6 protein-coding genes, 1 tRNA gene and 1 rRNA gene are annotated in these 8,602 nt (G+C 52.4%); 2 read left to right on the top strand and 6 right to left on the bottom strand.

The window, feature by feature from the left end:
• The first annotated feature begins 7 nt into the window (after window positions 1-7).
• Together ACWKXT_RS20810 and rrf are read left to right on the top strand one after the other, a co-directional pair.
• A tRNA-Thr gene (locus tag ACWKXT_RS20810) sits at window positions 8-83 on the top strand.
• A 43-nt stretch (window positions 84-126) separates the two neighbouring features.
• Window positions 127-242, top strand: a 5S ribosomal RNA gene (rrf, locus tag ACWKXT_RS20805).
• 106 nt (window positions 243-348) lie between these two features.
• Here rrf and ACWKXT_RS20800 read toward each other — a convergent pair.
• From ACWKXT_RS20800 to ACWKXT_RS20775, 6 genes are all read right to left on the bottom strand, one after another.
• Window positions 349-1,107 carry an amino acid ABC transporter ATP-binding protein gene (locus ACWKXT_RS20800; RefSeq protein WP_080328370.1) on the bottom strand — a complete coding sequence of 253 codons (759 nt, stop codon included), beginning with the start codon at window positions 1,105-1,107 and terminating at the stop codon, window positions 349-351.
• Between the two features lie 7 nt (window positions 1,108-1,114).
• Window positions 1,115-2,218, bottom strand: coding sequence for an amino acid ABC transporter permease (locus ACWKXT_RS20795; RefSeq protein ID WP_454533324.1), 1,104 nt, complete (start codon window positions 2,216-2,218; stop codon window positions 1,115-1,117).
• A gap of 9 nt (window positions 2,219-2,227) precedes the next feature.
• Window positions 2,228-3,409, bottom strand: coding sequence for an amino acid ABC transporter permease (locus tag ACWKXT_RS20790; RefSeq protein WP_454529630.1), 1,182 nt, complete (start codon window positions 3,407-3,409; stop codon window positions 2,228-2,230).
• A gap of 67 nt (window positions 3,410-3,476) precedes the next feature.
• Window positions 3,477-4,502 (bottom strand): amino acid ABC transporter substrate-binding protein, encoded by a 1,026-nt coding sequence (locus ACWKXT_RS20785; RefSeq protein ID WP_080328367.1) that lies wholly within the window; start codon window positions 4,500-4,502, stop codon window positions 3,477-3,479.
• A 452-nt stretch (window positions 4,503-4,954) separates the two neighbouring features.
• Complete coding sequence (locus ACWKXT_RS20780) at window positions 4,955-5,176, bottom strand: lipoprotein (RefSeq protein WP_008502867.1); 222 nt, start codon at window positions 5,174-5,176, stop codon at window positions 4,955-4,957.
• A 303-nt stretch (window positions 5,177-5,479) separates the two neighbouring features.
• Window positions 5,480-8,593, bottom strand: coding sequence for an efflux RND transporter permease subunit (locus tag ACWKXT_RS20775; RefSeq protein ID WP_454533323.1), 3,114 nt, complete (start codon window positions 8,591-8,593; stop codon window positions 5,480-5,482).
• Window positions 8,594-8,602: the final 9 nt, after the last annotated feature.

The raw sequence follows: 8,602 nt of genomic DNA, 5'->3' as shown, positions 1-8,602 counted from the left end.
TTAGCGTGCTGATATGGCTCAGTTGGTAGAGCGCACCCTTGGTAAGGGTGAGGTCCCCAGTTCGACTCTGGGTATCAGCACCACTTTATACTTAGGTTAAAGTTCGGCAAGAAGTAAAAGAATTTGTCTGGCGGCTTTAGCGCGGTGGTCCCACCTGACCCCATGCCGAACTCAGAAGTGAAACGCCGTAGCGCCGATGGTAGTGTGGGGTCTCCCCATGTGAGAGTAGGGAACTGCCAGACATCAAATAAGTGAAAAGGCCATCCGAAAGGATGGCCTTTTTGCGTTTATGCGTCGAAAAAACGGTAGGCCGGGTAAGGCGAAGCCGCCACCCGGCAGAGCAAACGACTAATGAATCACCTGCGATAAAAATGCCCGCGTACGTTCAGACTTAGGATGCGCAAAGAACTCATCCGGTGGTGCTTGTTCAACGATTTCACCACGATCCATAAAGATCACCCGGTCAGCCACGGTTCTGGCGAATCCCATCTCATGCGTCACGCACAGCATCGTCATTCCGGATTGTGCCAGCCCAATCATCGTATCCAGAACCTCTTTCACCATTTCCGGATCCAGCGCAGATGTCGGTTCGTCAAACAGCATGATTTTAGGCTTCATACACAGCGAACGGGCGATAGCCACGCGCTGCTGCTGACCGCCGGATATCTGCCCTGGGAATTTATTGGCATGTTCAGCGATGCGCACACGTTCCAGGTAGTGCATGGCCAGCGCCTCGGCCTCCTTTTTCGGCATTTTTTGCACCCAAATGGGGGCCAGCGTGCAGTTTTGCAGAACGGTCAGATGGGGGAACAAATTGAAGTGCTGGAACACCATACCCACTTCCTGCCGTACACGGTCGATATTGCGGACATCTTCATTCAGCTCGATACCATCAACCACAATTCGCCCCTGCTGATGTTCTTCAAGGTGGTTAATACAGCGAATAGTTGTCGATTTCCCTGAACCGGAAGGCCCACAAAGAACGATACGTTCGCCCTGCTTAACCTTAAGATTGATGTCCTTCAGGACATGAAACTGCCCGTACCATTTATTCACGTTTTCCAGCGTAATCATCGCGTCGGCAGGTGTCATAGTAATCTGGCTCATATTTTCCTCAGTGCGGTGTACGCCCGGTGTTAAAGCGCTTTTCCAGATGCTGGCTGTAGCGCGACATGCTAAAACAAAAGATCCAGTAGATCAGGGCGGCAAAGACATACCCTTCGGTGGACATGCCCAGCCAGACAGGGTCAACGGTTGCCTGTTGCACGCTGCTAAAGAGATCGAACAATCCGATGATGATCACCAGGCTGGTATCCTTGAAGAGGGCAATGATCGTGTTGACCAGACCCGGAATGACCAGCTTGAGTGCCTGGGGAAGAATGACTAGCCCCTGTGTTTTCCAGTAGCCGAGCGCTAGTGATTCTGCCGCTTCATACTGCCCCTTAGGTAACGCCTGCAGACCACCGCGCACAACTTCAGCAACATAGGCAGACTGGAAAAGAATCACACCGACCAGGGCACGGATCAGCTTGTCGATCGTTGTGCCTTCTGCCATAAACAGCGGCAGCATGACCGAAGACATAAACAGAACGGTGATAAGCGGTACGCCACGCCAGAACTCGATGAAGATAACGGAGAGCACGCGTACAACCGGCATTTTTGAACGTCGCCCCAGCGCAAGTAGAATCCCCCAGGGTAGAGCGCCGGCTATCCCCACTGAAGCAATAATCAATGTCAGCGTCAGACCGCCCCACTGGCGGGTTTCAACCCGCTCCAGTCCCAGAAAACCCCCATACAACAGCGCCCAGACAATAATCGGATAAACCACTGCCCAGCAGGCAATATAGCGTCCGCGATGAGGCAGCTTTTTCCAGAACATAGCCACGATAGAAAGCAGGCCGATAACCAGCGCCAGATTAATCCGCCAGCGTTGTTCATGGGGATACAATCCATACATGAACTGGCCGAAGCGCTCATGAATAAACACCCAGCAGGCACCGGCTTTTGTACAGTCTGCTCGGGTTGAACCGACCCAGTTGGCCTGTAAAAACGCCCAGTTCAGGAGAGGCGGGATCAATTCCCACATGAGCCACAGGCAGATAATCGTCAGCAGGCTGTTACTCCAGCTGGAGAACAGATTCTTACGCGCCCAGAGAATGAAACGTCCACCTGTCGAGTTGGCAGGGCGCGAGGAGTGCGACAGTATCGCTTTTGTCATCATAGATCCTTAGCGCTCGACCAGTGCTATACGACGGTTATAAAGGTTCATCAGCAATGAAATCACCAGGCTGATAATCAGATAGACAGACATGGTAATGGCGATGGTTTCAATGGCTTGTCCGGTCTGGTTAAGCACGGTTCCGGCGAAGAGTGACACCATATCCGGGTAGCCGATGGCAGCGGCCAACGACGAGTTTTTGACAATATTGAGGTACTGGCTGGTCAGGGGCGGAATGATGACCCGTAAAGCCTGTGGAATGATGACCTGGCGAAGCGTCACCGTATGAGGTAGCCCCAATGAGCGCGCTGCTTCGTGTTGCCCGTGGGGGACGGCCTGGATCCCGGCACGAATAATCTCAGCGATAAAGGCGGACGTATAAATCGAAAGCGCCAGCGTCAGGGCAGCCAGTTCAGGAATCAACACCATCCCACCCTGGAAGTTAAAGCCCCGCAGATGCGGAACATCCCAGTGCAGTGCGGCCCCAAACAGCCAGTGTGCCAATAGCGGCAGGCCAACGATCAGTACTGCCGCCGTGGGCCAGGTTTTACGAAGCTGACCGGTTTTAATCTGGTGTTTACGGTTAAAGCGGAATACCCCGGCAGAGAGAGCAAGTGCTATCACAATCGCAGCAATGAAGGGATACAGCCCTTCGCCAGACTCAGGAGAAGGAATATACAGCCCACGGTTACTCAAGAAAAATAGCTCAAAAGCATCGACGGCCTGGCGGGGACCGGGAAGGTTACGCAGTACGGCGAAATACCAGAAGAAGATCTGCAGCAGCGGGGGGATATTGCGGAACGTCTCAATATAAACAGTCGACAGTTTCCGCAGCAGCCAGTTTTCAGAAAGACGCGCCAGGCCAATAAAGAAGCCCAGTATTGAAGCAAAGACAATACAAAGCGCTGAGACCAGCAGCGTATTCAGCAAGCCGACTACAAATACGCGTCCGTACGTGTCACCTTCCTGGTAATCAATAAGGTGCTGAACGATGCCAAACCCCGCGCTGCGATCCAGAAACGCAAACCCGGACGTAATACCGCGATTATTAAGGTTGGTTATGGTGTTATGGATGAGATACACGGCGATGAGAACAACCGCAACAATAGCAATAATCTGGAATAGCCAGGCGCGGACCGCGGGATGAGAAAAGGATAGCGATCCTTTTACGGCTGAGCGGCGATGGGACATAAAAAAACCTCAATAACCATGACTCTGGATTGGGCACTGCCAGAGCAGTGCCCGTTACCACAATGACTTAACGTACCGGTGGCGCGTACTGAATGCCGCCGTTATTCCAGAGATTGTTCTGGCCGCGTTTGATCTTCAGCGGGCTTTCCGATCCCACGTTGCGCTCGAAGATCTCAGAATAATTGCCCACCTGTTTGATGATGTTGTACGCCCACTTGTTATCCAGCTTCAGATCCTTGCCGAAATCGCCTTCTTTACCGAGCAGGTGCGCCATGTCCGGGGTGGAAGGATTCGCTGCTTTTTCATCGACGTTTTTCGAATTGATGCCCATCTCTTCTGCATTCAGCATGGCAAATAGCGTCCAGCGAACGATTGAGAACCAGTCTTCATCGCCACGACGGACAACCGGTCCGAGAGGTTCTTTGGAGATCACTTCAGGCAGGACAATCCACTCAGCCGGGTTGCTTAGCTTAATGCGTAAGGCATACAGCTGTGACTGGTCAGAGGCCAGAGTGTCGCAGCGACCGGATTCCAGCGCTTTGGCTGATTCATCCGAGCGGTCGAATGTCACAGGGGTGTATTTCATCTTATTGGCTTTGAAATAATCCGCGACGTTTAGCTCGGTATCGGTACCCGCCTGGATACACACGGTCGCGCCATCCAGCTCTTTAGCGCTTTTCAGGCCCGCTTTATTGTGGGTCAGGAAGCCGATGCCGTCATAATAGGTCACGCCCGTAAATGACATTCCCATGCCTGCATCACGGGAGGAGGTCCAGGTGGTATTACGGGAGAGCATATCGACCTCGCCGGACTGCAGCGCTGTAAAGCGTTCTTTCGCCGTCAGCGGGGTATATTTTACTTTGCTGTCATCGCCAAAAACGGCAGCTGCAACGCCACGGCAAACATCAACATCAATACCGGTAAATTTGCCGTTCGCATCGGCATATGAGAAGCCAGGCAAACCGTCACTGATACCACATTGAACAAAACCTTTCTTTTTAACGGCATCCAGTGTCGTTCCCGCATGGGCTTGACCGGCTACGGCAAACATCATGCCTGCAGCAGCCAGGCTGGCTATCATCGTCTTTTTCATAATGCATCCTGTGTGGCGAAACTTATCGTTATAGAGGCGTTTTTAAAACGCTTTACCTGTCTGTGGCGTTGGCCAACATTTATAAAGCAAACGTAATGCCAGTTTTGCGTTCAACAAAATACGTGATGAGTGAACGCTTAATGCTGAGTGTAGACAGGCTTAAATAAAACGAGCGCCCCGAAACGGTGCGAAATTACAACCTGCGCCACAAATCGGAGCAAAAGTTTCAATGGGTATGAGATAAAAAGAAGAGATAGTTTCTGGAGTGAATATTGGCAGAGTATTCAATAGTATTAACGTGTGAAAAAGATCGGGTATAAGAAAAAGATGTTAAACGTGGTCGGTTGAAATTACAGGAAAGAATAAATACGGGGCTATTTTTTTACTTACTGGAAAACAGTGCACTCATTAAAAGCAAAAGCGCGGCCGGAGCCGCGCTTTCTGAACAAATATTACTTCGTCAGGGCAACGATACCCAACGTCAAACCCGCCACAGCGGCGGCTCCGCCGGCGATAGCACCTGCTGTTTCCCAGTTATCCTGAGTAGTGCCTTTCATACAGGTATTGGTATGAACCAGTCGACCCTGGTCGTCGTAAACCGGTACACATGGAGAGTCGTGCGCGCAACCAGCAAGCAGCGCAGCGAGAAGTGCAACGGAAATGAATCTTTTCATGATGTTACCTCAGTATTATTTCTCATTCGCTACAAAGCCAGGAGGGCTATTAACGAACTGGAGGTTATTTTACCACCAGGGTAAGTTCCCGTTACACGAGGAATAATCTCAAATTATGTACTTTGTAAAAATCATGGAGAAAAATCCTTTTCAGGATAAATTCATGGAGAAATTATGGAGCGGTAAAAGGGAATGCTTACTTAATGCAAACAGCTGCCTTTTTAACACTGCAATTCGGTAATGTCTAATTCGTTGTTTATATTAAAAATACAAAAGGCACCAAACGGTGCCTTCAGGGATACGTTAATCCTTATGGTTGGTAAATCGTCTCCGGACGACCACAAAGAAAACGGGCACAAAGAAAATGGCCAGAAGCGTTGCGGAAAGCATGCCTCCCATAACGCCCGTACCGACTGCGTTTTGCGCGCCGCTCCCGGCCCCGGTGCTGATCACCAGCGGCATGACGCCAAGAATGAAGGCCAGGGAGGTCATCAGGATCGGGCGAAGGCGCATTCTCGATGCTTCCAGTGTGGCCTCAATGATCCCTTTACCTTCTTTTTCCATCAGGTCTTTAGCAAATTCGACGATCAGAATGGCGTTTTTCGCCGATAATCCAATCGTCGTCAGCAGGCCGACCTGGAAATAGACGTCATTGTTTAACCCGCGCAGCGATGCTGCGAGAAGAGCCCCGATGACACCCAGCGGCACAACCAGCATAACAGAGAAGGGAATGGACCAGCTTTCGTACAGGGCAGCCAGACACAGGAACACCACTATCAGTGAAATGGCGTACAGTGCAGGCGCCTGGTTTCCTGAAAGCCGTTCCTGATAAGACATTCCCGTCCAGTCATGGCCGATACCAGAAGGCAATTTTGCTGCGAGGCTCTCCATTAAGGCCATGGCTTCACCGGTACTTTTGCCCGGCGCGGACTCACCGAGAATTTCCATAGATGGCATGCCGTTGTAGCGCTCCAGACGAGGAGAACCATAAACCCAGTGCGCGCTGCTAAAGGATGAGAACGGCACCATTTCCCCGTTTGCGCTGCGCACGTAGAGGTTGTTGATGTCCCCTGGCAACATACGGAATTTTGCGTCGGCCTGTACATAGACCTTTTTCACGCGGCCATGATCGATAAAGTCATTCACATAGGTGCCGCCCAATGCCGTTGAGATTGTCTGGTTGACGTCAGAGAGGCTAATACCCAGCGCCTGCGCTTTTTCCTGGTCGACATCCAGCTTGAACTGGGGTGTATCCTCCAGACCATTAGGACGCACGCGAACCAGCAGGTCAGGGTGCTCTTTCACCATGCCGAGCAATTGATTACGCGCCTGCGTCAGCTGGGTATGCCCCAGGTTAGCCTGATCGATGAGTTCGAAGTCGAAACCTGTTGCGGTTCCCAGCTCAATAATGGCAGGCAAGTTAAACGGGAACACAAGGCCGTCTTTAATCTTACTGAACGCTTTCGTTGCACGGCCCACGATCACCTCAACGCTATTTTCTTCACCCGAACGCTCTTCCCAGGGCTTCAGGCTGACGAAGGCGATACCGGAGTTCTGGCCCTGACCGCTAAAGCTAAAGCCGTTAACGGTAAAGACGGATTCAACGTTCGCTTTCTCTTTGGTCAGATAGTAGTCCTGAACCTGGTCGAGAACCTGCTGAGTCCGCGTCTGGGTCGCACCCGCCGGGAGTTGAACCATCGTCATAAACACCCCCTGATCCTCTTCGGGCAGGAAGGAGGTAGGTAAGCGCAGGAACAGCACCGCCATCCCACCGACAATAATGACGTATACCACCAGGTAACGGCCGGTCTTACGCAAAATACCGCTCACGCTGTTGCTGTAGTGTTCCACGCTCTTATCAAAACGCGCGTTAAACCAGCCGAAGAAGCCACCTTTTTTCTCGTGATGATCGCCGGAGACGGGCTTAAGCAACGTGGCGCAGAGTGCTGGCGTCAGGATCAGCGCAACCAGAACGGAGAGCGCCATGGCGGAAACGATAGTCAGCGAGAACTGGCGATAGATAGCACCTGTCGAGCCACCAAAGAAAGCCATGGGAACAAATACCGCCGAGAGAACCATCGCGATCCCCACAAGCGCGCCCTGGATCTGCTCCATCGACTTCTGCGTGGCCTCTTTCGGCGGCAGTTTGTCCTCGACCATCACGCGCTCAACGTTCTCGACCACCACGATGGCGTCATCAACCAGTAGCCCTATCGCCAGTACCATCCCGAACATCGTCAGGGTGTTGATGGAGAAACCGAACGCCGCCAGAACCGCGAAGGTACCCAGCAGAACCACCGGCACCGCGATAGTTGGGATGAGCGTCGCCCGCAGGTTTTGCAGGAACAGGTACATGACCAGGAAGACCAGAATGATCGCTTCAAACAGGGTTTTCACCACTTCGTGAATGGAGATTTTCACGAATGGTGTGGTGTCATAGGGGTAGACGACCTTAAGCCCCTGTGGGAAGAACTGTTGCAGTTGCGCCAGCTTGCTCTTGATGGCTGCCGCGGTATCCAGCGCGTTTGCCCCGGTTGCCAGCTTAATCCCCAGGCCGGTTGCTGCCTGCCCGTTGATTTTGGTCACCATATTGTAGTTTTCGCCGCCGAGCTCAATGCGAGCGACATCCTTCAGGTGAACCATTGAGCCGTCCTGGTTCACCTTGAGCGTCACGCGGCCAAACTCTTCCGGTGATTTCAGGCGAGTTTGCGCGATGATAGAGGCGTTCAATTGTTGTCCAGGAACCGATGGCGTACCACCCAATTGACCTGCCGCTATCTGGTCGTTCTGCGTTTTCAGCTGGTTGATAATATCCAGCGGCGTCAGTTGGTATTTATTCATCGCGTTGCTGTCGAGCCAGATGCGCATCGCATACTGGGCGCCAAACAGCTGGACGTCGCCGACACCCGTCGTTCGGCTGATAGCATCTTTGACGTTCGAGGCGACATAGTCGGAGATATCATCTTGCGTCAGGCTTTTGTTGTCCGAAACAAAACCGGCGACCAGCAGGAAGCTGCTGCTGGATTTCTCAACGCCAATCCCTTGCTGCTGTACCTCTTGCGGCAGCAGCGGCATGGCAAGCTGCAGCTTGTTCTGCACCTGGACCTGGGCGATATCGGGGTCTGTTCCTGACTCGAAGGTCAGGGTGATGGTGACGTTACCTGCTGAATCGCTGGTGGAAGACATATACATCAGGTTATCGATACCGTTCATGTTCTGTTCGATAACCTGGGTCACGGTATCCTGCACCGTCTGGGCGTCAGCGCCGGGGTAGGTTGCGGAAATCGCCACGGCAGGAGGGGCAATTGTCGGATACTGGGCAACGGGCAATTTGAGAATCGCCAGGCCGCCTGCAATCATCAAAATGATGGCAAGTACCCAGGCGAAAACCGGCCGCTGAATGAAGAAATTAGCCATGTCGTCGTT

Source organism: Enterobacter sp. UPMP701 (assembly GCF_053709515.1).
This window is presented reverse-complemented; position numbering and strand designations above follow the sequence as displayed.

What these genes read in the sequence shown, in the direction of transcription:
- ACWKXT_RS20800 (WP_080328370.1), bottom strand. Translation starts at nt 1,107, where the DNA reads ATGAGCCAGATTACTATGACACCTGCCGACGCGATGATTACGCTGGAA.
- ACWKXT_RS20795 (WP_454533324.1), bottom strand. Translation starts at nt 2,218, where the DNA reads ATGACAAAAGCGATACTGTCGCACTCCTCGCGCCCTGCCAACTCGACA.
- ACWKXT_RS20790 (WP_454529630.1), bottom strand. Translation starts at nt 3,409, where the DNA reads ATGTCCCATCGCCGCTCAGCCGTAAAAGGATCGCTATCCTTTTCTCAT.
- ACWKXT_RS20785 (WP_080328367.1), bottom strand. Translation starts at nt 4,502, where the DNA reads ATGAAAAAGACGATGATAGCCAGCCTGGCTGCTGCAGGCATGATGTTT.
- ACWKXT_RS20780 (WP_008502867.1), bottom strand. Translation starts at nt 5,176, where the DNA reads ATGAAAAGATTCATTTCCGTTGCACTTCTCGCTGCGCTGCTTGCTGGT.
- ACWKXT_RS20775 (WP_454533323.1), bottom strand. Translation starts at nt 8,593, where the DNA reads ATGGCTAATTTCTTCATTCAGCGGCCGGTTTTCGCCTGGGTACTTGCC.